This is a genomic window from Kocuria tytonicola, assembly GCF_003687175.1.
GTDB classification, from domain to species: domain Bacteria; phylum Actinomycetota; class Actinomycetes; order Actinomycetales; family Micrococcaceae; genus Kocuria; species Kocuria tytonicola.
Genome location: NZ_RDEX01000003.1, coordinates 110,756 through 135,291, shown reverse-complemented (window position 1 = coordinate 135,291; position 24,536 = coordinate 110,756). Strand labels below are relative to the sequence as shown.

Below are 24,536 nucleotides of genomic sequence, written 5' to 3'. Positions count from 1 at the left end.
TCACGGAGGTTCCATGGGCCAGCACATCGACATCAACGGCACGGCCATCTGGGTGGCGGAGGCCGGCACACCGGACGGTCCTCCGGTTCTGCTGCTGCACGGCGCGCTGAGCGACTCCACACCGCTCCTGGACGTGCTCACCCCGCGGCTCGGGGAGCAGTTCCGGCTGGTGGCCTTCGACCGCGCGGGCCACGGCCGCTCCGAGCCCCGCCCCGGCCCGATGACCTACCAGGCCATGGCGGAAGAGGCCACGGCGGTGATCGACGCCGTGATCGGCGGCCCGACCTCCCTCGTGGGCTGGAGCGACGGCGGCGTGACCGCCCTCCACACGGCCCTCGCCGCACCGGAGCACGTCACGAGAATTGCGACCGTGGGGTCCAACTTCAACGTGGAGGGCTACGAGCCCGGCGACTCGGAGGACACGTCCGGGCTGCGTGAGCTGAAGAAGGAGTTCAAGCGCAACCCGGGGAAGACCGGCCGACAGTTCAACACCCTCGTGAAACAGTGCCTGGAGCTGTGGAGCAACGGCCCCACGCTGACCCCCGAGCACCTCGCGAAGATCACCGTTCCCTTCCTGTTCCTGCTGGGCGACGACGACTCCGTCTCCCTGAAGCACGCCGTCTCCGCCTACCGGGCGCTGCCGAAAGGACAGCTCGGGGTGGTGCCGGGGGCATGCCACATGCTTCCCCTCGAACGGCCCGAACTCTTCTCGCTGCTGGTACACGACTTCCTCACGGGTGACGACGTCCCCCGGACGTGGGCGCCAGTGCACCGCGTGGCCGAGCACTGAGGCCTTCCCGTCACAGACGACGTGCCCCCGGACCGTCGCGGTCCGGGGGTATTTCCCTGTACGAAGCCTGGAGCGCGGCGCAAGGAGTTCTGCGGTCCGTCCCGGGATCGGATGCTCAGTCCTCCTCGGGAGAGGGGCCGTCCGTCTTTCTCTCCACGAAGACGATGAGGTCCATGGCCACCCAGCGGAAGACCATGGCCAGGGCGGTCCCGAGGATCGGCCCCGAGACGAAGTCCGCGACCTCCTGGAACAGGAGGGAGTACGGCGGGTGCTCAAAACCCAGGACGTAGCGTGAGACGTACAGCGGCACGCTGTTGATCGCGATGCCGATCCCGGTGACCACCGCGAAGAGGAACGCTTCCACCCCGGGATGATTGCTGCCCCGCGAGCTGAAGGTCCAGCGCTTGTTCAGCGAGTACGAGACGATGCTGGCGATCGTGGTGGCGATGAGCAGCGCGGTGGTCGGCTTCTCCTGCAGGACCGTCCACTTGAGCAGGAAGTTGAGGCCGATGGTGATGACGTAGCAGAGGCCACCCACTGCCAGGAACCGCATCTGACGCCTGCCGCGGCTCGTGGACGTCGAGCCGTGGCTGACCGGGTGCTCCACTGCCCGGTCCTCATCCCCTGCATCCTGCTGCGTCAATCCGGCTCCTTGAGTGCTCCGAGGTGTGCGGCTCCACAATCTACAGGCCGGGACGACCCGCCGGACACGAACGTGTCCCCGGGCCCTGTCGACCCGGGGACACGTCGTTCACGCGGCGCGCACCACGGTGGGTGCTCGTCGGGTCAGAGCGTCGCGGCGTCCACCACGAAGCGGTAGCGCACGTCCGAGTCCACCACGCGGTCGTAGGCGTCGTTGACGTCCTCGGCCTTGATCAGCTCGATCTCCGCGGTGACGCCGTGCTCCGCGCAGAAGTCCAGCATCTCCTGGGTCTCGCGGATGCCGCCGATGTTGGAGCCCGTGAGGGACTTGCGGCCGCCGATCAGCGAACCCGCGCTGACCTCCAGGGCCTCGGTGGGCAGGCCCAGCAACACCATGGCACCGTGGGGGCGCAGGGTGGCCACGAACTCCTGCACGTCGATGTGCGCGGACACAGTGTTGATGATGACGTCGAACTCGCCCTTGTGCTCCTTCAGGGCCTCGGGATCCTCCTTGCGGGCGATCCAGTTCGTGGCGCCGAAGCGGCGGCCGTCCTCCTCCTTGGAGCGGGTCTGGCTGATCACGGTGACCTCGGCACCCATGGCGGCGGCGAGCTTCACGGCCACGTGGCCGAGTCCGCCCATGCCCACCACGGCCACCTTGGAGCCCTCGGTCACGCCCCAGGTGCGCAGCGGGGAGTACGTGGTGATGCCCGCGCACAGCAGCGGCGTGGTGGCCGCCGGGTCCATGCTCTCGGGGATGTGCAGGGCGAACGCCTCGGAGACCACGATCTGCGTGGAGTAGCCGCCGTCGGTCGGGCGGCCGTCGAAGCGGTCCTTGCCGTTGTAGGTGCCCACGGCGTGGGGGCAGTTGTTCTCCTCGCCCTTCAGGCACCACTCGCACTCACGGCACGAGTCGACCAGGCAGCCGACGCCGGCGCGCTCGCCCACCGAGAACTTGGTGACCTCGGAGCCCACCTCGGTGACCCGGCCGATGATCTCGTGGCCCGGGACCATGGGGAAGTCGATGGGCCCCCACTCCTCGCGGACGGTGTGGATGTCGGAGTGGCAGATCCCGGCGAACTCGATCTCGATGCGGATGTCGTCCGGGCGCAGGTCCCTGCGCTCGATGGTGCCCTTCTCCAGGGGAGCACCGGAAGCGACGGCCTGATAGGCAGCAACGTTGGTAGTCATGAGATGTGACTGTAGACCTCCCTCGACCGATAAGTCATTTCGGAGGAAAGTGGTTCGCTGGGGGCGCACAGTCGCCCCTGGTCGGGCTACCGACGGGCGCTGGCGCTGCGGGTCACCGCCCGAACGGGAAGCCCTTCAGGTCCTTGGGCAGCGGCCTCGCGTAGGTGCGGGACTTCGACGTCGTGAGCCCCAGCCGCACGAGCAGTGGACGACCGATCCACGGTTGCTGCCATATGCACCGTGGCCACTCCCCTCAGCACCTGATATGTTCCCCCAGCACGGAATACCCTCCTAGGTGTCAGAGGGTATGACATTGTTGACGCGGGCGCGGACTTTGGTGGCCGAGGAATGATCCGAACACGCGGTGTGGGGACGATAATAGTTGTAATGGTTCACGCACACCCCGATCGCGGTCCGGCGGGCGGGCTCCCTGTCATAGACCCTGGCGCACAGGCACTCTTCGGCCAGGATCCGCTGGTAACGCTCGACGTTGCCGCTGTGCCGCGGGGTGTACGGGCGGGTGCGCTGATGCCAGGAAGCGTGCGCAGTCACGGTGCGGTGGAAGTCCTTGGCCCAATAGTTGGCCCCGTTGTCGGTGACCACCCGGATGAAGCGGGTGATCCCGTGAGCGGCGAAGAACGCCCGGCCCGAGCGGAGAAGCCGAATGTGGTCCCTGCGCTCTCGTCGTCGTGGGCTTCGGTGTGAGCCAGGCGGGAGAACCCGTCCACGGCGCAGTCACAGGTAGGTGTAGCCCACCAGCCGCCACCGTCGGGGATCTTACCGAGTATCTTCACATCCCGGTGGATCGTGTGCCCGGGGAAGGCCGCGGTGATAGGTCCCATGACCCGGTTGTTCTCCCCGTTGGGGTTCAGGCAATGTCCCTTTCCGCGTTCGCCTCGATCAACGCCGGAGCTACCTCCAGGGCCTAATACGACCGCAATCGAGCCCAAGGTAAACGCCACAATCAAGCCATCATCACCTTCGCACGACGACACACCGACGTGCTCTACGCCATGCTCCGCGACGGGGCTTTCTACACCGAACCCACCCCACCCACCGTCGCCTTAGCCGCTTGACGGAAACCATAGAAGCCCCCCCGAGAGGGTTACGCAACGTTCTCACGGTGTCCAACCTGGCGAACCGGGAAGGACTCGCACGCCCGGCTACAGCTCCCGTTGTGGCGTGTGGTGACTTGAAGACCGTGGGCGCATATCCTCAGTGTTATGCCGATCGACTCATCACACTTCCGCCCCTACCTCTCACTCGGACTACTGGAAGTCGTGTCCACTCGCAAGGGCGTTAAAACGCTTTTAAAAGAAATTCAGGGTGTGGTTCAGTCCAAAAGGCCTAGCGCCGAGCAGGGCACCCCTCACTCAAGAGCGTGATCGCACCTTTTAAGGTGTCAGAACTTGAAGGTACTGGCTACTTGTACTCGGTGAATGAAGTTCCGTCGTGGTGGCTTGGACCCTCGAAATCGACACCTCAAGGTAAAGAGCACAAGAAAAAGCCACACAGCAAAAATTTGCACATGCTGCTACTGGCTAAATACAAGAGCTATATTGCCGTCTACGCATCTCATGGCTCAGACTGGAACCGAATCCTTACCGCAATTGAGAATAATGAACTTAAAGGGCTTACTCCGATCGCCCCAGAACTTTTAAATGGTGCATTCACCGACCCTAATTGGCCAATGCTTGCGGTTTGGATGAAAGGCATACACCCACCGGTGGAACAAAAGGCCAACAGTAAGCAGCTAACGGGCTTGAATATACGGTCGGCACTGGACCCGTTTGGGGATCAAACTTACGCGTTTTCTTCCGGTCGCTCCAAGTTAAATAAGGATGGCGAGGATGCGACACTCGGGTTAAGCCCTTCGAAACATAAGATTTGGCTTGGGCACCCGTCGTGCTTCGATGATTTTTGCTCGGATACCCTCTGGTGTCTTAAAGCTTTAGAGGGGGCCAAGAGACGCGACTCGCCGATCGCAGAACTAGCAAGACCGCTTTCGAAAGTTACATCCATAGGGACACCGACCGAAGTGGCCCTTCATCTCGAAGGCGAGATGTCGCAGTGGAACGATGAAATAAAGGACGCCGTCAGCGCACTCGACCGGGTTAACTTGAATGTCGACTCTCCTCACGGCGTGGTCATTAATTCCGCAAGTCCGCGAAAGGACAAAGTGCAAGTATCCGCTATTCGCGATGGCTGCGTGGCGTCGACGGTATGCTTGGAGCTCTCATATTCGGACGCGACGGGCCGCGTGAACGCCAGCCTCAAACCAGTTAGTGGGGACTCGAAAATAAGTGACTCACTCCGAATTCTGATTGAGAACGAGGATTGGGCCATCATCCGCTATGACGATGGGCATGTAGTAGCAAACGGGCGAGCTTATATGCCTAGCTACAATCTGAAACCATTCACATCGTGGAATTGGGTTGATTTTGGGAAAACGCTCGGCTCCACCCAAACGGGGACTGATATAACACGCGAAAAACCTACGCAAAAAGGTGAAAAAGGAAACTTGGTGACAGATCTCTCTAGAACGGGGGAACTTGGCGATGATTCACTGTTCAGCTGGGTGCATTTTCATTGGGGTTGGGAGCGCGCCGGACATCTGCTCTGCGACGATGGTGCCGGGGAGATAGCGGACTTCGTTCATCTGGCAGATGAAGACCCGGATGGAGTCAGCCTGCTGACACTAATTCACATTAAGTCCAGCAGCTCCTCCTCTCCCGGCCGGAAGATCTCAGTCACACAATATGAAGAGGTAGCGGGGCAGGCGGTAAAAAATCTCAAGCACGCTAGTCCGAAGTCTATCATCGATAAGCTAAAAACGCTTTCCAGTGGTGCTCTGCACTGGGTGTCAGGAACGATAAATGGCGCTCCCACCCTCTCCGCCCGAAAGGGAGGTAAAGCTTTTGCCGACGAGTTGAAGCGCAGGGGGGACAAGGTGCGCCTTCGAGTTGTAATTGTTCAACCCCGCCTTGAAAAGAAAGAATATCAAGCTACGTTACAGCAGTCTAGCGCCTCGATCACGAACCGAGTGCACCAGCTCGGAACCTTGCTGCTCGAAACTGAAGCTGCATGCCGAAGTGTTGGTGCAGAATTTTTAGTTTTCACTTCAGAGAAATAGCAAATCCCTGGAGCGAACGGGGCAGATCACGTTCAATTTCGAGTTGGGGAACCTCTGGTCCCAGCTCGGCCCTTTGTGTGACTGCAGGGAGATCATCGCTCTGCCCGTCGTCACCGCCCGAACGGGAAGCCCTTCAGGTTCTTGGGCAGCGGCCTCGCGTAGGTGCGGGACTTGGACGTCGTGAGCCCCAGCCGCACGAGCGACTGCGCCACGGTCACGGCGGCGGCCACCCCGTCCACCACGGGCACGCCACACTGCTCCCGCACCTCCCGTTCCAGCGCGGCCATCCCGCCGCAGCCGAGCACGATCACCTCCGCCCGGTCCTCGCGGGCCGCCCGCTGCGCCTCGTCCACGATCGACTGCACCGCCGCGCGCTCGTCCGTCTCGAGGTCCAGAACCGAGGTGTTGGAGGCCCGCACCGAGGCGCAGCGCTCCATGAGCCCGGCCAGCCGCAACCGGTCCTCGATGAGCGGCACGGTGCGGTCCAGGGTGGTCACCACGGAGTAGCTGCGGCCCACGAACGTGGCCATGGCCGCGGCGGCCTCGGTGATGTCCACGACGGGCTGCTCGAGCAGCTCCTGCAGACCTTCCCTGCCGTGTTCCCCGAATCCCGCCTGGATCACGGCGTCGAACGGCTCGTCGTAGGCCAGCACCGCGTCCATCACGCCCACCGCGGCCAGGTAGGACTCCATGTTCCCCTCGCACGACGGCGCCCCGAACGTGGGCGTCAGCCCCACGACCTCCACCCCGGGCTCGGCCACGGCGCGGGCGGCCTCCGCGATCGACTCGGTCATGGACGACGTGGTGTTCACGTTGACGGTCAGGATGCGCATGTCATCTTCTCCTGGGGTTCGGTTTCTGGGGTACGACGCCGCTGGGCCGCCTCCGGGGCGACGGCAGCCGGGTGGGCGGGCCGGGAGGCGACCGTGCGGCGTCGTCGTGCGGCGCTGAGCGGAGGGGGAACGGGACAGGTCAGTGCGTGGTGGCCACGGCGATGGCCTCGCCGTGCTGGTCCGTGTACTCGGGTTTCTTCCTGGCCGTGACCAGGTAGCACAGGGCGCCCAGGCCGGCGCCGATGAACCACGAGAACTCGCTGGCCCCGTGGAAGGCGGGCAGCAGCGCCACCGCGAGGGACGCGAGCGCGGCGGGAACGAACGCGGCGATCGCGCGGGGGTTCACGCCACCACGGTAGAAGTACTCGCCGTCCTGGGCGTCCACGTAGAGCTGGGGGACGTTCACCCTGGACCGGCGGATGAGCCAGTAGTCCACCATGATGATCCCGAACAGGGGCCCGAGCAGCGCACCGAGCCCACCCAGGAAGTACACGATCACCACGGGCGAGTTGTAGAGGTTCCACGGCAGGATCACCAGCCCGATCACCGCGGAGAGGACGGCGGCCTTCTGGAAGTTCAGCCGCCGCGGGAACATGTTGGTCAGCGCGTAGGTGGGGGCCACGAAGTTCGCCATGAGGTTCACGGCCACGGTGAGGATCAGCAGGGCCAGGGACGCCAGCACCAGCAGCGGCGTGGACGGGATGGTCTGCACGATGTCCGCCGGGGAGGTGATCACGGTGCCGTCCAGCTTGAACTGGGCACCCGCCAGGGACACCACGATCAGCCCGAACAGCAGCATGTTGACGGGGATGCCCCAGAAGTTGCCGCGCACGATCGCCCCGCGGCTCATGGCCGAGCGGGTGAAGTCGCAGAAGTTCAGCACGAAGGTCCCGTAGATGGAGACCCACAGCGCCCCGCCGCCCAGGATGTGCAGCCACATCTGACTGCCGGTCAGCGGATCGTCGGTGCTCCACGCGATGGAGAAGTCCACCCGGGCGAGCATCCACGCGGCGAGCGCCACCATGGTCACGAGGATGACGGGCCCGGCGAAGGCCTCGTACCTGCGGATCATCTCCATGCCGTAGCAGACAATGACCACCTGGACGATCCACAGGGCCACGAAGCTGATCCAGCCCAGGGTGGACAGCCCCAGCACGCTGTTCTCGTCCAGCGGCGCGAGGGACGGGACGAGGGCGATGAGCATGACCCGCAGCACCACGGACGCCAGGTACGTCTGGATCCCGAACCACGCAATCGCCACGATGCCGCGGATCGCGGCGGGCAGCTGCGCCCCGTGCACGCCGAAGGAGATCCGGCTCATCACGGGGTACGGCACGCCGGTCTTGAAGCCCATGAACCCGGAGAGGCACAGCAGCACGAAGAGCAGCAACGCCCCCACGCCCAGGGCGGTGAGCACCTGCCAGGCGCCGAGACCCAGGGCGAAGAGCCCGATGGCGAAGCCGTAGTTGCCGAGCGAGTGAACGTCGTTGGCCCACAGCGTGAAGATGCTGTACGCGCTCCACGTTCGGCCGTGGCGGCTGGTGGGTGCGAGGTCCACGTTGTAGAGCTTGTCGCTCGTGTCCGGGGCCGGCTCCATGGGAACACGCGGCTCGGGCACACGCCCGAGCACGGGGCGCCCGGCCGCCTCCTCCGAGGTGCGGGGAAGGTTCCTGGGATTCATGTCCACTCCTTGCTCGGTCACGGTCTGCTCGGTCGCGGCGGGCGGCACCGCTGCCACCCGCCCGCCCGCGTGGTGCCGATGCACGCGGCACGGCTTCCGCCGCCCCCGGGTGAGACACCGTCGCAGGGTGCTGCGCCAGAATCTCACAGGTACGGTTGACGTGCATCACAGTGACACACCGTGGCACTCGCGTGCGCCGCCCCGCCGAGCCCCTCCGCACGGGGTTGTGACACACCCGGACCGGGCCCGCACACGGGCCCGGAACCACGCGGAAGGAGCACCATGACCTGGACCGTCAACGCCTCGATCATGTGGCCGGACCTCTCCCTCCGCGAGCAGGTGACCGCCGTCGCGGCCGCTGGTTTCTCCCGAGCCGAGTTCTGGTGGCCCTTTGCCGGTCCCGTCCCAGAGCGGACCGAGGTGGACACCTTCGTGGCGGCCCTGGCGGACGCCGGAGTGCAGCTCACCGGTCTGAACTTCTTCGCGGGGGACATGGCCGCCGGTGAACGCGGGGTGCTCTCCCACCCCGGGCGTTCCGAGGAGTTCCGCGCCAACGTGGCTGCGGTGGCGGAGATCGCCCGTGCCACGGGGTGCCGGGCGTTCAACGCGCTCCACGGCAACCGCCTGCCGGGCGTCCCCCACGAGGAGCAGGACGCCCTGGCGGTCGAGAACCTGCGGTGGGCCGCGGACGCCGTGGCGCCGCTGGGCGGCGTCGTGCTGCTGGAGCCCCTTTCCGGTGCGCCCGACCACCCGTTGCAGACCGCGGCGGACGCCCTGGCCGTGATCGAGGCGGTGGACCGGGACAACATGAAGCTGCTCGCGGACTTCTACCACCTGGCCGTGAACGGCGAGGACGTCGCAGCGGTCGTCGAGGCCCACGCCGCGGACTTCGGGCACATCCAGATCGCGGACGCCCGGGGACGCCACGAACCAGGCACCGGCGAGCTCCCGCTGCTCCACTGGGTCTCCCGGGCACGCGATCTCGGGTACGCCGGGGACGTGGCCCTGGAGTACGCGCCGCTGGGCGAGGACCCGTTCGCGTGGCTGGCCCGCGGCGGTCGCGGCTGAGCGGCGTCGCCGTGGGCGTCCCGGTGCAGACCTACCCACCGCCCGCACCGCGAGCCGGGCAGCAGGCCCAGGCACCGGACCGCACACCACTCATCCCTCACTTCATCAACCCCCCAGACCCGAGGAGACCCCTCATGCGCATCGTGGTGGCACCCGACAAGTTCAAGGGCTCCGTGACGGCCCACGAGGCCGCGTCCCAGCTCGCCGCGGGCATCCGGGACGCCCGCCCGGACGCACACGTGGACGTCCTCCCCGTGGCGGACGGCGGCGAGGGCACGCTGGACGCCGCACTCGGTGCCGGTTTCGAGCGGCACGAGCTGCGCGTCACCGGCCCCGTGGGCGCACCCGTCACCGCGGCCTGGGCGCGGCGCGGGGAGGAGGCCGTGGTGGAGATGGCACTGGCCTCCGGGCTTGCCGCACTGCCCCACACGGACGGCCGCCCCGTCCTGGCCGCGCGCACTGCCACGAGCCGCGGCACGGGAGAGCTCGTGGCCGCCGCGCTCGACGCGGGGTGCACCCGGGTGCTCCTGGGCGTGGGAGGCAGCGCGAGCACGGACGGCGGCGCGGGGATGCTGGCAGCCCTCGGCGTGCGGCTGCTCGATGCCCGCGGACGGGACCTCCCGGACGGCGGGGCGGCACTCGCGGATCTCGCCACGGTGGACGTCGCCGGCCTGCACCCGGCCCTGGCGCGCACCGAGTTCGTGCTCGCGGCGGACGTGGACAACCCCCTCACCGGTCCGCGCGGTGCGGCCGCCGTCTTCGGCCCGCAGAAGGGTGCCTCTCCGGAGGACGTGGATGTGCTCGACGCCGCCCTGGCCACCTTCCGCGACCGCCTAGCCGAGACCCTCGGCGACGCCGCCCTCCGCACCGCCACCGCACCGGGCGCCGGTGCCGCGGGTGGCGTGGGGTACGCGGCACTGGCCGTTCTGGGCGCCACCCGCCGCCCGGGAATCGACGTGGTCCTGGACCTCGTGGACTTGGACTCCGCCGTGGCCGGGGCGGACCTGCTCGTGACGGGTGAGGGCAGCCTGGACGAGCAGAGCCTCGGGGGCAAGACGCCCCTGGGCGTGCTGCGCGTAGGGCAGCGCCACGGTGTCCCCGTGGTGGCGGTGTGCGGGCGCACCACCCTGGACCCCGAGACCCTGCGCACCACCGGGTTCAGTGCGGTCCACGAGCTGCGCGCACTCGCCCCGGACGCCGACACGTCCATGCGGGAGGCCCCTCGGCTCCTCCGTGAGGTGGGTCACCGCCTAGTTTGGGACTGAGCAGATCCACCCCCGGCCCGTGCCGCGCACCGGCCACGAGCAGTCCGCGCGCCCCGCGCACGCGGCCACCGAAAGGACCCACCCCATGAACGCCTCCCCGCAGCGCGATTCCCGCCAGAAGGCCTCCGCCCAGTCCACGGCCGACGACGCCGCCCGCGACGCGTCCGCCGAGCCCGCCGCGGTCTCCGGCTCCGTGGCCGACGCGCCGCACCCCGGCCAGAAACAAGCGAGCCCACAGGGCGCGGGAGCCGGGACGGGGACCGAGGCGGACACCACGGACCCGGAGCGCAACGAGGAGCGCGCGACCGAGCGGGTGCGCGCGAAGGTGGCCCAGGCGGCGTCGAACCCGGAGCTGGACGGGTCACCGCGGAAAGTCGCGCAGCAGAACTCCCAGCGGGCCGTGACCGACGACCGGCGGGACGAGGTCGCGGCGGCACGGGCCGCACAGATCGAGCTGGCCCAGCAGGTCAACGGTGCGGAACGGGTGCGTGAGCTGATCCGCGAGTACAAGGCCGAGCACCGGCTCGCGGACGCCGACGAGCCCACGGAGGCGCGGATCACCGGGCGCCAGGACGGCGAGTTCGACCTCGTGGTGCGCGGGCAGAACGTGATGTGCGGGGACCGGTTCGCGCCGCGCGAGGTGGGCGTGCGGGACGGGAGGATCGCCGCGATCGAACCACTCGGCGCCGGGTTGCAGGGCGCACGGGTCGTGGAGCTCGCCGACGACGAGACCCTGATCCCCGGCCTCGTGGACACCCACGTGCACGTCAACGAGCCCGGGCGCACCGAGTGGGAGGGCTTCGCCACGGCCACCCGTGCGGCGGCGGCGGGCGGCGTGACCACCATCGTGGACATGCCCCTGAACTCCGTGCCCGCCACGGTGAACGTGGCCGCCCTCGAGTACAAACGGCTGTTCGCGCAGCAGAACGCGTTCGTGGACATCGGCTTCTGGGGCGGCGCGATCCCCGGCAACAAGGCGGACCTGCGGCCCCTGCACGACGACGGCGTGTTCGGCTTCAAGTGCTTCCTGCTGCACTCGGGCGTGGACGAGTTCCCCCACCTGGAGGCGGACGAGATGGAGGAGGCGCTCGCGGAGGTCAAGACGTTCGACTCGCTGCTGATCGTGCACGCGGAGGACTCCCGCACCATCGACCGCGCTCCGCAGCCCAACGGTGCCGTGTACGAGAACTTCCTGAAGTCCCGCCCGCGCGGTGCGGAGAACATCGCGATCGCGGAGGTCATCGAGCGCACGCGCTGGACCGGCGGACGCTCGCACATCCTACACCTGTCCTCCTCGGACGCGATCCCCATGATCCGCTCCGCGAAGAACGACGGTCTGGACATCACCGTGGAGACCTGCCCGCACTACCTCACGCTGCTCTCCGAGGAGATCCCGGACGGCGCCACCGCGTTCAAGTGCTGCCCGCCGGTGCGCGAGGTCTCCAACCGGGAGAAGCTGTGGGAGGGGCTGATCGACGGCACCATCGACTACATCGTCTCGGACCACTCCCCCTCCACCCTCGACCTCAAGGACCTGGGCAACGGGGACTTCGGCGTGGCGTGGGGCGGCGTCTCGTCGCTGCAGCTGGGCCTGTCCTTGATCTGGACGGAGGCACGACGCCGCGGGGTCGGGCTCGAGCGCGTGGTGCGGTGGATGGCCACGCGCCCGGCCGAACGTGTGGGCCTGCGCGGCAAGGGCAGGCTGTCCCTGGGCTACGACGCGGACATGGCCGTCTTCGCCCAGGACGAGAGCTATGTGGTGGACGCCCAGCGCCTGAACCACAAGAACCCCATCACCCCCTACCAGGGCAAGGTGCTCTCCGGGAAGGTCCGCACGACATTCGTGGGCGGGCGCGAGGTGGACTACGAGACCCCCACGGGCCGCCTGCTCGGCCGCGGCCAGGCCTGACGACGACGCCGTGCCCCGCCTTCGCGGCGGGGCACGCCCCCTGGGGCCGCCGTTTCCGGGAGCCGGGGGCGGGTCGGTTCCAGGCCCGCCCCGTCTCACGCGTTCGCCGGGCTATTCCTCGCCCGCGACGACATAGTGTGCGTTCAGTTTCTGCGCGAGGTCCCGCATGTCCACATCACGGTCCGCAGTCGAGCCACGGCACAGCAAGGGGTGGGCAGCGCACCTCGTCAACTAGTTGACACCTGAACTGCCTCTTGCGGCAGTAATTCCCCTCCGCCACGATGAGCGAAGGGGAACCGCCCCACCGGGGCGCCATGGGGAAGGAAACGGTCATGGCCGAGAAAAAGACCGGCACGGTGCAGTACGGGGTCAAGACGTTCGTCTACATCGCTGGCGCGTTCGCAATTCTGGTCAGCATCGTGGGCACGGACTTGAAGCTCTCGGCGGGAACCACATCCGGCCTGTTCTTTCCGCTCACCACCATCGTCATCGCGGTGGTCTGCATCGTTCTAGTTGTGCTGGCCAGGGAGGCTGATTGAGCGGTCGGCACAGCGCGGTCATGTCGATGACAGGTCGCTGCAGGGCCTACCGATTGCGACCCCCGCAGTAGAAAATCCGCTGACGATCCGCCACAAGTAAATGGGAGGATCTGGTGCATGAGGATCGAAGAACCGACGACGGAGCTATTCCAGCAGGCCGCGCGCATGAAGTCGACACCCGGAGTCGGGATGACTTCCGCCCACATCGAGGACGAGATCTCTGCCGGACGACTACAACCTCGGTGGTCGCAGGTCGCCATCGACGACGACGACAGACTCGTCGGTCGAGCTCTGTGGTGGGGGCGAGACGAACGCGCCCCCATCGCCCTCGACGTCTGGGATGTCGTCCCCGGCCACCCCGAGCCGGGCACCGTCCTCGGCGCGCTTCTCGAACGCGGCCATGCCGCCCTGGCAGGTCAAGACATCGCTGCCCCCTTGCCGCACACCATGCGTGTCCCGGTCACCTGGCGCGAATCTATAGACGTGGTCCGTGATGTCCATACGAAGATCGCGGTAGCAACATCTGCGGGCCTTGGCCAAAGCAACGAGCGGCACCAGTTCCAGTGGGATCAAGGCACTTCCGTGCCACAGCCAAGTCTGCGACTACGTTTCGAAGAGGCGGTCGACGAAACATTCATCACCTTGTTCGCGCGCGCCGCACGCGGGTCGCTGGACGTCATGACTCGACGCGAGCTAGCCGCCATGGACGCGCTGGGACTGGCACGGGACGAGGTCGACTATTACCGCTCCTGCCCCGGCGACCGCTCCTGGTGGCGCGTCGCGTTCGACCAGAAGGGCGACGTTGTAGGGGTTGCCATCCCATCCGCCACGCCAACGAACCGCAACGTCGGCTACCTCGCCGTGATGCCCGAGCACCGCGGGAACGGATACGTCGACGATCTGCTCGCGTACATCACCGCCTTCCATGCCGCCGCTGGAACGCAGCGGATCACTGCAACCACCGACGCCGTGAACAAACCCATGACTGCCGCCTTCCTGCGTGCCGGATATCGATGCACCGAGACACGGATCGACCTGGAACGCTGACGGGACTAACCGTCCGGCCATGCCGCTGGCAGCTCGATCAACGTCTCCGGTCAGGACATCTAGTGAAGCTCGCCCCAAGCGCCAGATAACACGCCAGCGTGTCTGAGGCGCCAGTGGTTGCACCAGCTCGTCTCACCATGCGACCTCGCCTTTTCCCGCTCCCGCCCTCGCTCTACCGTTCCCTCATGACCACCCCGTCCGATTCCGCGCCGCCTCTCCGCTACAGCCACGGCCACCAGCCGGCGGTCCTCGCCTCCCACGGAACACGGACGGCCGCGACCAGCTGCGCCTACTTCCTCGACCGGCTGCATCCCGGGATGCGAGTCCTGGACCTGGCGGAGCTAGTGGGCCCCACCGGTCAGGTGGTGGGCGTGGACTTCTCCGAGGAGGCCGTCGCCGCGGCGCGTGAGAACGCGCGGACGCGGGCGGACACGACCACCACGTTCCTCGCCTCCGACTTCTTCACCGTGGACGTCAAGCCCGGTTCCTTCGACGTGGTCCACGCCCACCAGGTGCTCCAGCACGTTCCCGACCCCGTGGCGGCGCTGCGCGCGATGGCGGGCTACTGCACCGAGGACGGGATCATCGCGTGCCGCGACGCCGACTACGGCGCCATGGTCTGGTACCCCGAGAGCGCGGGTCTCGACCGGTGGCGGGAGACGTACTGCGCGAGCGCCCGGGCTCTGGGCGGCGAACCGGATGCCGGACGGCGGCTGCGGGCCTGGGCGCACGAGGCGGGGCTCGACGTCGAGACCGCCCAGTCCTCCACGTGGACCTACGCGACCCCCGAGTCGACCCGCTGGTGGGGCGGTTCCCAGGCCGAGCGCGTCCGCACCTCGGGCTTCACCGACCGAGCGCGGGAACAGGGCCTCTCCCCCGCGGAGGTCGAGCAGATCGCCGTCGCCTGGCAAGACTGGGGCCACTCCCCCGACGCCTGGTTCTGCATGCCCCACGGGGAGATCATCGCCCGGCCGTCCTCGCTCTGACCCAGCAGCGGGAAGGCCCTGCCCAGTCTCGACGACGCCGCGCCGCACCTGCCCCACACAGGCCGGGCACGACGTCGTCGGGAGACGGACGAGGCGCCCACCCCGCCAAGGGTGGGCGCCTTGCTCACGCGCTACCGGCACGCGCCGACGTGAGTGGTCCTACGACTCGCAGCAGGAGGAGGACTGCTCCTGCTCGCCCTCGCAGCAGTGGCCCTTCTTCGGGGCGGGGACGTCCAGGACCGGGGATCGGTCGAAGAAGCCCTCGGGGCGAAGCTTGAAGCCCACAGTGTCCACCGGCATGATCGGCCAGTCCTCAATCCGTGGGAAGTGGGTGAGCCCGAAGGTGTGCCACACGACGATATCCTTGCCGTCCACGTCCCGGTCCTGCGTGGTCCACTCCGGCAGACCGCCGTTGCCCGCATGCTGATTGGGGAAGTCACCGGTGGGGTACTGCTCGGACTCCGCGTACGGGGTCACCCACAGAGCCTTTGTAGCGAACGTGGCGCGGCGGTGCACGGAGGACTCCTCCGAAGCCAGCATGGTGGGGCCGCCCTCCGGGTGCAGCTTGTACGCGACCGGGTGGCCCAGGCGGTTGGTGTGCTCGGCGCTGGAGACCACCCAGGTGCGGCCCACGGCGGCGTCGGCGTCCCGCATGGCCTCCTTCTCGGTCGCCAGCACGGTGCGCTTGCGCGTGAACGCGTTGCCGCGCGGGTTCACGTCCGAGGACAGGGGCACGCGCACGGCGTCCTCCTCCTCCACGCGGCAGGGACCGCCGTCGAGCGCGAAGTCCAGGCGCGCCGAGAACAGGTGCTGGTGGAACGGCGCGCCCAGCCCCGGCGCGATCTCGGACGCGAAGTCCGTGGAGCCGTTCGGCAGGGCGGAGGTGAAGACCACGCCGGTCGCCTTGGCCTCGAACTCGATGGTGCCGTCCAGGTAGAGGTACCAGTAGAAGCCGTAGTCGTAGTTGCCCACGGTGGTGAAGAAGGAGATCACCAGGCGGCGGTTGCGGCGCGTGTAGGCCACCCCGCTCCACAGGTCCGTGTGCTTGGAGAGGATGGACCAGTCCTCCTCGTGCATGCAGATGCCGTTGGTGATCTCGCGCGGTTCGCCGCGCCCGGTGACCACGGTGGGGGACAGGTAGGTGATGTCGCCCAGGCAGTCGCAACCGAGTTCCAGGGAGTTGGCCCACTGACCAACCAGGTACTCGCCGGTGTCGAAATAGTTCTGCCACGAGCGCACCGGGGAGGGATCCCCGTAGGGCACCATCATCTCGGCAATGGCCGCGCGGTCCAAGATCCTGCGTTTCTCACCCTTGTCCTCGAACGCAATGTTGTGCAGCACCAGGCCTTCACGCATGTCGAAGCCCACGTCCAGGCTCCACTTCTCCCACTCCACATGGTTGCCGCCGGTCACGGTGAAGGACGGGCCCTCCGGTTGCGTGATTTCGATGGGCTTCTGGGTGGTGCGCACGGGACCGGTCAGTTCCGGGTCCGTGTAGTCCCCACTCTCCTCCGGGATCGGCACCAGTTCCAGGTCCAGCACCTGATCGACGGTCTTGTTGGTGACGTCCACGTAGGCCACCAGGCCGTCGATGGGCTGCCCCCACGCGGGGGCATCTGCTTTTTCCTGGTAGAACGCCAGGCCGCGCAGCATGCGTCGCCCCTTCTCCTCCGGGTACTCGAACACCCCCGCGGACAGCGGTGCCACGCGCACCTTCGCCACGTCGAGATTGCGCTTCTCCAGTGCTTCAAGCCAGCGTTCGTCCGTAGCGAGGATCTGCTCGACCACCTCGAACTCTTCCTCGAGCACCGGCGGTTCACCGGTTACGGAGGTGTCCAGTTCCACCAGGCTCTCAATGGTGCGATTCGTCGCGGAGACGACGGCGTCCTTGGGAGATCCCCCCGCAGTATCGAGCAGGAACACGCGGAACCTACGATTGGCGGGGGCATCCACGGGTGTGCCCCGAGCCGGCTCCACCAGGCCCAGGTACGCCATGCGGGCACTGTCCGGGAAGTGCCCCGCCTCCCCCAGAACCTCGCGCACCACGCGAATCTCCTCGGGGGTCTGCAGTGCGTAAGCAGGGGTGCTGTGGGTGGTGGCATCGTCGAGGGACATGGTGGATCCTTTCGTGGCGCCGGATGGCCGGCCGAGCATGACCATGGGTTTGTGTTTCGGGTCACGTTTTAGTTCTACATTTGTAGAGATTAGATTTGAATGCACCGTGCAACAACCCTCGGGGACCCCGAGAAACCCTTAGCGACCGACTTCCTGGTCCCAATCGAGGAAGGCAACCTCTTGCCCAAACTGGTGAACCATGCGTCCCGCAAGCAGGAACTGGTGCGCGCCGTGTGGCGTGTTCTGGCCCGAGACGGCGCGTCCGGAATGACCATGCGGCAGGTGTCCGCAGAAGCCGGATACGCAAACGGGGCCCTGAAACCGTACTTCCCCACCAAGGCCGACCTCATTGACGCCACCTACACCTTCGTGTTCCAGCAGACCAACGAACGTGTCGTCCAGGCCACGGGCGGCCTCACCGGCCTGGCGGCCCTGGAGGTGTTCTGCCGTGAGGTCATGCCCCTGGATACCGAGCGTCTGGACGAAGCCCGCGTAGTCCTGACGTTCTGGCAGGAAGCCGCCCATGATCCCACGAGAGCGGAGCACAACCAGCGGTTCATGAAGCAGTGGCGTGACTCGATCAGCCGCTGGCTCGCTCAAGCCCGTGAGGCAGGACAAGTGGCCGACGGATTCGACCTCGCCGCCCGGGGTGACGCTCTCTTGACGTACCTGCTGGGTACGCAGGCGGCCGCCGCGCTGGGTATGCACAACGGCTCCCCCGCCCACCTGGAACGGCAACTGCATGCGCAGTTGGATCTGCTGCGCGCCGGCCGCAGGAACGGGCCCGGCACCGCTCGCGTACCCTGCTGTGATGCGCTCTCCTCGCCCACTTCCCGCACGGCCTGACGACCACGACGACGGACCCCCGGCGGGCAGCCGGTACCAGCGCCTCGACAGTGCGGCGGTCCGCGGTTCCGCGGCCACCCTGCAGCGGCGGGTCTACGCCCGCTTCCCCCGGCGCAGCCTGTGGGAGGTGGGCGGTGAGCTGATCGCCCTCGTGGACGAGGTCGTGGAGGGCGGCGGCATCAGCAGGCGCCGGATCCGCTCTGCCCGCCTGCTCTCGCGCCTCGGTGTCCTGGCGGTGCTGCTGGTCTTCGGCACCGCCATTGCACTGGCCGCCGCGAGCATCTGGTCCAATCCGGAGTCGCTCGGCCCGGTGGACTGGCTGCCGCTGCTGGAGACGGTGGTCAACGATCTCGTCTTCGCGGGCATCGCCATCTTCTTCCTCATCGCGGTGCCGCAGCGGATGGAGCGGGCGCGCGTGCTGCGCGTGCTGCACCGGCTGCGCTCGCTCGCCCACGTGATCGACATGCACCAGCTCGTCAAGGTCCCGGAGCGGCTGCCGGGTTCCGCGCCGGGAACCGGGGGCACGACGTCGCCCGCGCATCCCCGCCAGGCAGGTGCCGGTCCCGCGCGGGGCGGCGGAGCGGCGGCGTCGTCGGGGGCGGAGGATCCCGGCACGGCATCACCGGATACGAGTGGAGGCAGAAGAGCCGCGCCGTCGGTGAGTGCGGACCTGGCCGGCACGGAGTCTCCGGCCACAGGGGACGAGCGCGGCGGGGAGCTGCAGATGACCCGCTCCGAGATGACCCAGTACCTGGACTACTGCACGGAGATGCTCTCGCTCGTGGGCGAAACGGCGGCGCTGTTCGCGGAGGACACCACGGACGGGGACGTGCTGGACGCCGTGGAGGGCATCGAGACCCTCACATCGGACATGGCGCGCAAGGTGTGGCAGAAGATCGCGATCATCCAGGAGCAGGTGCGCTGAACCGCCCCGGGAGCTGTTCCGACCGCCCGCGGTGCGCGCTATGGTCCAGGAGGAACACCCAGCCTCGAAGGAGATGCCACGTCGCACGAACTGTCCGCCGGAGATCCCGCGCCCGCCCTGCAGCTGACCGCCCACGACGGCCGCACCGTGGACCTCGCGCAGCAGCGCGAGCGCGGCGCGGTGGTCTACTTCTACCCCAGGGCGTTCACCCCGGGATGCACCACGCAGGCCTGCGACTTCCGGGACAACCTGGGTGCGCTGCAGGCCCGGGGCTACGACGTCTACGGGGTATCAGGGGACGATCCGGCCGAGCTCGCGCGCTTCGTCACCGAGTACCAGCTGCCCTACACCCTGCTCTCGGACCCGGACCACGCGGCCGCCCGGGCCTGGGGCGCCTGGGGTGAGCGCACGGTCAACGGCGAGACCTCCGAGGGTCCGCTGCGCTCCACGTTCGTGATCGGCACGGACGGCACCCTCACGCGCTCCGAGTACCGGGTGGCCGCCCAGGGTCACGTGGCCCGGCTGGTCGAGGAGTTCTCCGAGGCCTCCTGAGCGGACCGAACGACGGGCCCCGCGGCCCGGCGGTCGGGCCGCGGCACCGGCCGGCCTCTTTGCTTGCCGGAGAAAGTGCTACGGTCGAAAACGGGGACAGGGTCGCGCGATCGACCGCGCGGCCACACCACCACCACAGGAGGTTCACCATGGCCGCGCACACGCCCTCGGCCCGCATCCGGGGCATAGATCAGGAGATCTTCCCGCTGAACCTGGGCGGCAACACGTTCGGCTGGACCAGTGACGAGCAGGAGTCCTTCGACGTCCTGGACGCCTTCACCGCCGCCGGCGGCAACTTCGTGGACACCGCGGACGTGTACTCCGCGTGGGTCCCGGGCCACACGGGCGGGGAGTCGGAGACCGTGCTGGGCAACTGGCTGGCCGCGCGCGGCACCCGCGACTCGCTGGTGATCGCCACCAAGGTGGGCGCGCACCCCGAGTTCAAGGGCCTCTCTCGGGAGACCGTCAACGCCGCACTGGACGCCTCCCTGGACCGGCTGCAGACCGGCTACGTGGACCTCTACTACGCGCACTATGACGACGAGGACACGCCCGTCGAGCAGCAGGTGGAGACCTTCCACGAGCTCGTGGACTCCGGCCGCGTGCACGCGGTGGGGCTGTCCAACTACTCGCCGCAGCGCATGCGCGAGTTCTTCACGGTGGCCCGCGAGCGCGGCATGGCGGTGCCCGCGGCCATCCAGCCGCAGTACAACCTGGTGCACCGCCGCGAGTTCGAGCGGGACTACGCCGCGATCGCCCGGGAGCACGACGCCGCCGTGTTCCCCTACTTCGCCCTGGCCTCCGGCTTCCTCACGGGCAAGTACCGCACCGCCGAGGACCTCGAGGGAGCGGCCCGCGAGCAGATGGCCCGGGAGTACGTCTCCCCCGAGGGTCTCGCGGTGGTGGAGGAACTGGTCTCCGTGGCGGACCGGCACCGTGCCGAGCCGGCCACCGTGGCCCTGGCGTGGCTGCTCGCCAAGGGCGTCACCACCCCCATCGCCTCCGCGTCCTCCGCCTCGCAGCTGACCTCGCTGGTGGCGGCGCCCGCACTGCACCTGAGCGCGGACGACGTCGCCGCACTGGACCGGGCGTCGCAGCCCTTCGCGTGAGGGGACGCCGGCGGCACGCAGCGGACATCGCGCGGCGGCGTCGTGATCGTGTCGCTGACAGCGGAACCGGCGGGGACACCCTTGCCGAGGAAAGTGCCGCGGTGCCAGAGTGGAAGCATCACCCGATAGAAAGGATTCTCGACAATGGCTGAACTGTCCGGCAAGAAGATTCTCGTTCTGGTGAACAACCAGGGCGTGGAGCAGGACGAGTTGAAGGTGCCCGCGCAGAAGCTGCGTGCGGCCGGTGCCGAGGTCACCGTGGCCGCCCCCGAGTCCGGCGAGGTGAAGTCCCTCGTGGGCGACTGGGACCTGGGCGAGACGTTCCCCGTGGACGCCACCATCTCCTCGGTGGACGATTCCGACTACGACCTCCTGCTGCTGCCCGGCGGCACCCTGAACGCCGACTCCCTGCGCCTGGACGAGGACGCCCAGAAGATCGCCAAGGCCTTCGCCTCCTCCGGGCGCCCGGTGGCCTCCATCTGCCACGGCCCGTGGCTGCTCGTGGAGACCGGCCTGGTGGACGGCAAGACCCTGACCTCCTACCAGTCGGTGCGGACGGACGTCGTCAACGCCGGCGGCAACTGGGTGGACGAGCAGGTGAAGGTGTGCCCCGCCAACGGCTGGACGCTCATCACCTCCCGCAACCCCGGTGACCTGGACGCGTTCGTGGGCGCCATCGAGGACCAGCTCACGGCCTGATCCGCCACGCGCACCGCACGACGACGGCGGGCCCCACCGTGGAGGTGGGGCCCGCCGTTCTCGTGGGGTCGGGTCAGCGGCCCAGCACGTTCTTCAGCGCGCCGAGGATGAGGGTCACCGACTCGGGGCACGCGTTCGGGCCCATGAGGCCGATGCGCCACACAGTGCTCGCGTACTCCTTCACGCCGGGGCCGATCTCGATGTTGTAGGTCTCCAGCAGTTCCTTGCGCACGGCCGCCGAGTCCACACCCTCGGGGACCTTCACCGTGGTGAGCTCCGGCAACCGGTGGCCCTCGCGGGCGAACAGCTCGAGGCCCATCTCCTCCAGACCGTCCTGCAGCGCCCGGCCCGCGGCCTCGTGGCGGGCGCGGACGGCGTCGAGCCCCTCCGCCAGCACGCGGCGCAGACCGGCCTCCAGGGAGGCGACCATCGCCACGGGCGCGGTGTGGTGGTAGGTGCGGGTGGCTCCGGAGGCCTCCCCCACGTAGCCGCCGAGCATGCCGAGGTCCAGGTACCACGAGCGGGGCTTCTCCACGCGGCGCTCCCACGCGCGGTCCGAGACGGTGAACGGCGCCAGACCGGGGGCCACGCCCAGGCACTTCTGGGTGCCGGCGTAACCGATGTCGATCCCCCACTCGTCCGCCTTGAGCTCAATGCCGCCGATGGAGGTCACGGCGTCCACGAGCAGCAGGGCGTCACCCTTCACCGCACCCAGGGCGGCGATGTCCGAGCGGACGCCCGTGGAGGTCTCCGCGTGCACCGCGGCAATGATCTTCGGTGCGGGGTGGGCGGCGGCAACCTTCTGGGCATCCACGGGCTCACCGAACGGGAAGTCCACGCGGGTGACCTCGGCACCGCAGCGCTCGGCGACGTCGCACATGCGCTCCCCGAACAGGCCGTTGACCGCGATCACCACGGGATCCCCCGGGTTCACGAAGTTCACGAACGCGGCCTCCATGCCCGCGGAGCCCGTGGCCGAGAGCGGCAGCGTGCGGCGGTTCTCGGTGCCCCACACCTTCCGCAGACCGTCGCACGCGCTGTCCATGACGGCCAGGAACTGGGGGTCCAGGTGGCCCAGCAGCGGGCGGGCCAGCGCCTCGGTGGCCTCCGGGTACGGGTTGGTGGGGCCGGGGCCGAACAGGTGGCGGACGGTGAGGATGTCGCTCATGGGGTCTCTCCTAGACTGCGCCGCCCGTCCTGGACCTCGTACGGGTGGCTTCGGGGAACGTGGGCGCGCGGTGGCGTGCAGGGTCCTGTCCCAGGGTAGATGCAGATCACATCAGGGGCGATTCGCGGGGCCCGTTCAGCGGCAGTTCCCCATCCCCTGCCTGACGGGGCTCACCTGAGCTCCAGGTGCAGACCGACCGCGTTTGCCACACTCATGAGTGCTCCCACCGAGGGATTGCCCGTGGCCGTCTCAAGGGACCTCACCGTCCGCTCCGAGACGCCCGCGAGTTCTGCCAGATCTCGCTGGGTGAGGCCCAGGCACGTCCGGGCCGAACGCAGGGCACGGCCCAGTGCGATGCCGTCATCCATCTCGCTCCCCTCTCAGGCATGATCTTGCCGGTCTGGGCGCCCGCATCCCTGATGCTCTCCCGAGCATCCTGGAAACGGCAAGATCCTGCCGAAAAGGGTCGAAACCAGCTGCAGGGAGGGGATCACCCCGGCAAACGGCACGTTCCTGCCTATTCACCACCTGCGCCCCCGCGGACACGCTCCCCAGGGAGGAAGGTCGCCGCGAGAGCGACGGCAACGGCGATGAGTCCCGCAATGCACAGCACCGCCCCGTTCCACCCGGCGGCGGTGAAGGGCACCCCCACCGCGTAGCCGAGCACCGCCGAACCGCCGTAGTAGAGCAGCGTGTACAGCGACGACGCCTGGGCGCGACCCTCCGTTGCGAGGGCTGGGACCCACCCGTTGGCCACGGAGTGCGCGGCGAAGAACCCGGCGGTGAAGACCAGCAGCCCCACGACGATCGCGGGCAGACACGGGACGGCGGTCAGGAGCAGGCCGGCGAGCATGATCAGTGCGGAGCCGATCAGTACGGGCTTCCTGCCGCGCCGGATCGCCAGGCCTCCGGCCTTCGCGGAGGACCACGTGCCGGAGAGGTAGGCCAGGAACAGCACCGAGATCACGCTCTGCGGGACGTGGAACGGCTCCTCCCCCAGGTGGAAGCCGATGTAGTTGTAGACCGCCACGAAACCGCCCATGAGCAGGAACCCCTGCAGGTACAGGGTGAGCAGCCGCCGGTCCCGGAGGTTGTGCCCCAGGTGGTCGAGCAGCCCGGGCTCCCCGGTGATGCGCACGGGCTGCGGCGTGAAGCCGCGCTGCCGTGGGGCCAGCAGGATGAACACGATGGCCGCCACGGCGGCCATCACCGCGACGACGGACGTGCCCACCCGCCAGCCGAAGAAGTCCGCCACGGGGGCGGCGACAATGCGCCCCGAGAGACCACCCAGGCTCGTCCCGGAGATGTAGGTGCCGGCGGCCACGGCGCCGTAGCGCGGATTGACCTCTTCGGAGAGGTAGGCCATGGCCACCGCGGGGATTCCCCCGAGCGCCACGCCCTCCACGAAACGCAAAGCCACGAGGGACTCGAACGTGGGCATGAACCCCATGACGATGCCAAGGCACGTGGCGGCGGAGACCGCGGCGACCATCGCGCGGCGTCGTCCCCAGCGGTCCGAGACGAGGGACCACGGGATCACCCCCACGGCGAGGCCCAGGGTGGCCGCGGAGACCGCGAGTGCGGACTGGGCCGCGTCAACTCCCAGGTTCTCGGCCATGATGGGCAGCACGCCCTGCACCGAGTACAGCTGCGCGAAGGTGGCCACCCCCGCGCACAGCAGCGCCACGAGGATGCGCCGGTAGCCGGAGCTGCCCCTGTCGTAGCCCTCCCACACGTTGCGTGACGATGCCATGCCCGGGCCCTCCTGCTGCGGCTCCTGTGCGGCCCGGGATCGTGCGCCGCCCGGCCCGGCCGCACCGTGTGCGCGGCCCCGGCCAGGCTACGCCGGTCCGAGACGGCTCCCACGCGCTGGCCGCGACCGGCCCCACGGTGGTGGGCCCAGCGGCGTCGTCCACCGGCGCACCCGGGCTCGGGTCGCCCGGCAACGCAACCACCCGCACACGACGACGCCCGCGCCCTCCCGGAGGAGGACGCGGGCGAACGTGCCTGCGTGCGGGACGCGAGCCCCGCGGGCGGG

General features: G+C 68.2%; 21 protein-coding genes and 2 pseudogenes. 14 read left to right on the top strand and 9 right to left on the bottom strand.

Features of this window, described 5'->3' with window-relative positions; translation table 11 throughout:
* The first annotated feature begins 13 nt into the window (after positions 1-13).
* The gene (locus EAE32_RS10440; RefSeq protein WP_121865118.1) at positions 14-790 is read left to right on the top strand and encodes an alpha/beta fold hydrolase; all 777 of its coding nucleotides are present in this window, start codon (positions 14-16) and stop codon (positions 788-790) included.
* A gap of 115 nt (positions 791-905) precedes the next feature.
* On the opposite strand, the gene EAE32_RS10435 is transcribed toward EAE32_RS10440, so the two are convergent.
* The 3 genes and pseudogenes from EAE32_RS10435 to EAE32_RS12065 form a co-directional block, all read right to left on the bottom strand.
* Complete coding sequence (locus EAE32_RS10435) at positions 906-1,433, bottom strand: GtrA family protein (RefSeq protein ID WP_207803884.1); 528 nt, start codon at positions 1,431-1,433, stop codon at positions 906-908.
* 143 nt (positions 1,434-1,576) lie between these two features.
* Positions 1,577-2,623, bottom strand: a complete 1,047-nt coding sequence (locus EAE32_RS10430) for an NAD(P)-dependent alcohol dehydrogenase (RefSeq protein WP_121865117.1) — start codon at positions 2,621-2,623, stop codon at positions 1,577-1,579.
* A gap of 291 nt (positions 2,624-2,914) precedes the next feature.
* Positions 2,915-3,483 (bottom strand): annotated as a pseudogene (locus EAE32_RS12065) (integrase core domain-containing protein); the annotation flags it as partial.
* A gap of 9 nt (positions 3,484-3,492) precedes the next feature.
* Between EAE32_RS12065 and EAE32_RS12060 the strand changes: the two are divergent.
* Together EAE32_RS12060 and EAE32_RS11725 are read left to right on the top strand one after the other, a co-directional pair.
* Positions 3,493-3,699, top strand: a pseudogene (locus EAE32_RS12060) (IS110 family transposase); the annotation flags it as partial.
* A gap of 305 nt (positions 3,700-4,004) precedes the next feature.
* Entirely contained in the window at positions 4,005-5,756 is a 1,752-nt protein-coding gene (locus EAE32_RS11725) for a hypothetical protein (protein WP_124035176.1), read from the top strand.
* 110 nt (positions 5,757-5,866) lie between these two features.
* Here EAE32_RS11725 and EAE32_RS10415 read toward each other — a convergent pair whose 3' ends face one another.
* Together EAE32_RS10415 and EAE32_RS10410 are read right to left on the bottom strand one after the other, a co-directional pair.
* On the bottom strand, positions 5,867-6,589 hold the full coding sequence (locus EAE32_RS10415) for an aspartate/glutamate racemase family protein (RefSeq protein WP_121865115.1): 723 nt from the start codon (positions 6,587-6,589) through the stop codon (positions 5,867-5,869).
* A gap of 139 nt (positions 6,590-6,728) precedes the next feature.
* Positions 6,729-8,186, bottom strand: a complete 1,458-nt coding sequence (locus tag EAE32_RS10410) for an NCS1 family nucleobase:cation symporter-1 (RefSeq protein ID WP_243635701.1) — start codon at positions 8,184-8,186, stop codon at positions 6,729-6,731.
* Positions 8,187-8,552: 366 nt separating this feature from the next.
* On the opposite strand from EAE32_RS10410, the gene EAE32_RS10405 reads away from it, so the two are divergent.
* The 6 genes from EAE32_RS10405 to EAE32_RS10380 all read left to right on the top strand — a co-directional run bounded on the left by EAE32_RS10405 (position 8,553) and on the right by EAE32_RS10380 (position 15,084).
* Positions 8,553-9,338: a hydroxypyruvate isomerase family protein gene (locus tag EAE32_RS10405; RefSeq protein WP_121865113.1), complete on the top strand. Its 786-nt coding sequence runs from the start codon at positions 8,553-8,555 to the stop codon at positions 9,336-9,338.
* A gap of 134 nt (positions 9,339-9,472) precedes the next feature.
* Positions 9,473-10,603 (top strand): glycerate kinase, encoded by a 1,131-nt coding sequence (locus EAE32_RS10400; RefSeq protein ID WP_121865112.1) that lies wholly within the window; start codon positions 9,473-9,475, stop codon positions 10,601-10,603.
* A 556-nt stretch (positions 10,604-11,159) separates the two neighbouring features.
* Positions 11,160-12,512 carry an allantoinase AllB gene (gene allB, locus EAE32_RS10395; protein WP_279386932.1) on the top strand — a complete coding sequence of 451 codons (1,353 nt, stop codon included), beginning with the start codon at positions 11,160-11,162 and terminating at the stop codon, positions 12,510-12,512.
* A 332-nt stretch (positions 12,513-12,844) separates the two neighbouring features.
* The gene (locus tag EAE32_RS10390) at positions 12,845-13,051 is read left to right on the top strand and encodes a hypothetical protein (protein WP_121865111.1); all 207 of its coding nucleotides are present in this window, start codon (positions 12,845-12,847) and stop codon (positions 13,049-13,051) included.
* Positions 13,052-13,168: 117 nt separating this feature from the next.
* Positions 13,169-14,098: a GNAT family N-acetyltransferase gene (locus EAE32_RS10385; RefSeq protein WP_121865110.1), complete on the top strand. Its 930-nt coding sequence runs from the start codon at positions 13,169-13,171 to the stop codon at positions 14,096-14,098.
* Between the two features lie 185 nt (positions 14,099-14,283).
* The gene (locus EAE32_RS10380) at positions 14,284-15,084 is read left to right on the top strand and encodes a class I SAM-dependent methyltransferase (protein ID WP_121865109.1); all 801 of its coding nucleotides are present in this window, start codon (positions 14,284-14,286) and stop codon (positions 15,082-15,084) included.
* A gap of 159 nt (positions 15,085-15,243) precedes the next feature.
* On the opposite strand, the gene EAE32_RS10375 is transcribed toward EAE32_RS10380, so the two are convergent.
* The gene (locus tag EAE32_RS10375; RefSeq protein ID WP_121865108.1) at positions 15,244-17,199 is read right to left on the bottom strand and encodes a primary-amine oxidase; all 1,956 of its coding nucleotides are present in this window, start codon (positions 17,197-17,199) and stop codon (positions 15,244-15,246) included.
* A 180-nt stretch (positions 17,200-17,379) separates the two neighbouring features.
* On the opposite strand from EAE32_RS10375, the gene EAE32_RS10370 reads away from it, so the two are divergent.
* The 5 genes from EAE32_RS10370 (at position 17,380) to EAE32_RS10350 (ending at position 21,330) form a co-directional block, all read left to right on the top strand.
* The gene (locus EAE32_RS10370) at positions 17,380-18,045 is read left to right on the top strand and encodes a TetR/AcrR family transcriptional regulator (protein ID WP_121865107.1); all 666 of its coding nucleotides are present in this window, start codon (positions 17,380-17,382) and stop codon (positions 18,043-18,045) included.
* Positions 18,011-18,970, top strand: a complete 960-nt coding sequence (locus EAE32_RS10365; RefSeq protein ID WP_121865106.1) for a hypothetical protein — start codon at positions 18,011-18,013, stop codon at positions 18,968-18,970. Before EAE32_RS10370 ends, EAE32_RS10365 begins: the two co-directional genes overlap by 35 nt.
* Positions 18,971-19,060: 90 nt before the next feature.
* A complete protein-coding gene (locus EAE32_RS10360; RefSeq protein WP_121865105.1) occupies positions 19,061-19,522 on the top strand; it encodes a peroxiredoxin in 462 nt (153 codons plus the stop codon).
* A gap of 149 nt (positions 19,523-19,671) precedes the next feature.
* Positions 19,672-20,631, top strand: coding sequence for an aldo/keto reductase (locus EAE32_RS10355; protein ID WP_121865104.1), 960 nt, complete (start codon positions 19,672-19,674; stop codon positions 20,629-20,631).
* 144 nt (positions 20,632-20,775) lie between these two features.
* A complete protein-coding gene (locus tag EAE32_RS10350) occupies positions 20,776-21,330 on the top strand; it encodes a type 1 glutamine amidotransferase domain-containing protein (protein WP_121865103.1) in 555 nt (184 codons plus the stop codon).
* Between the two features lie 73 nt (positions 21,331-21,403).
* Here the strand turns inward: EAE32_RS10350 and EAE32_RS10345 are convergent, their stop codons facing one another.
* From EAE32_RS10345 to EAE32_RS10335, 3 genes are all read right to left on the bottom strand, one after another.
* A complete protein-coding gene (locus EAE32_RS10345; protein WP_121865102.1) occupies positions 21,404-22,498 on the bottom strand; it encodes a pyridoxal-phosphate-dependent aminotransferase family protein in 1,095 nt (364 codons plus the stop codon).
* A 170-nt stretch (positions 22,499-22,668) separates the two neighbouring features.
* Complete coding sequence (locus tag EAE32_RS10340; RefSeq protein WP_121865101.1) at positions 22,669-22,866, bottom strand: helix-turn-helix transcriptional regulator; 198 nt, start codon at positions 22,864-22,866, stop codon at positions 22,669-22,671.
* A 149-nt stretch (positions 22,867-23,015) separates the two neighbouring features.
* Complete coding sequence (locus tag EAE32_RS10335; RefSeq protein WP_121865100.1) at positions 23,016-24,251, bottom strand: MFS transporter; 1,236 nt, start codon at positions 24,249-24,251, stop codon at positions 23,016-23,018.
* Positions 24,252-24,536 lie beyond the last annotated feature (285 nt).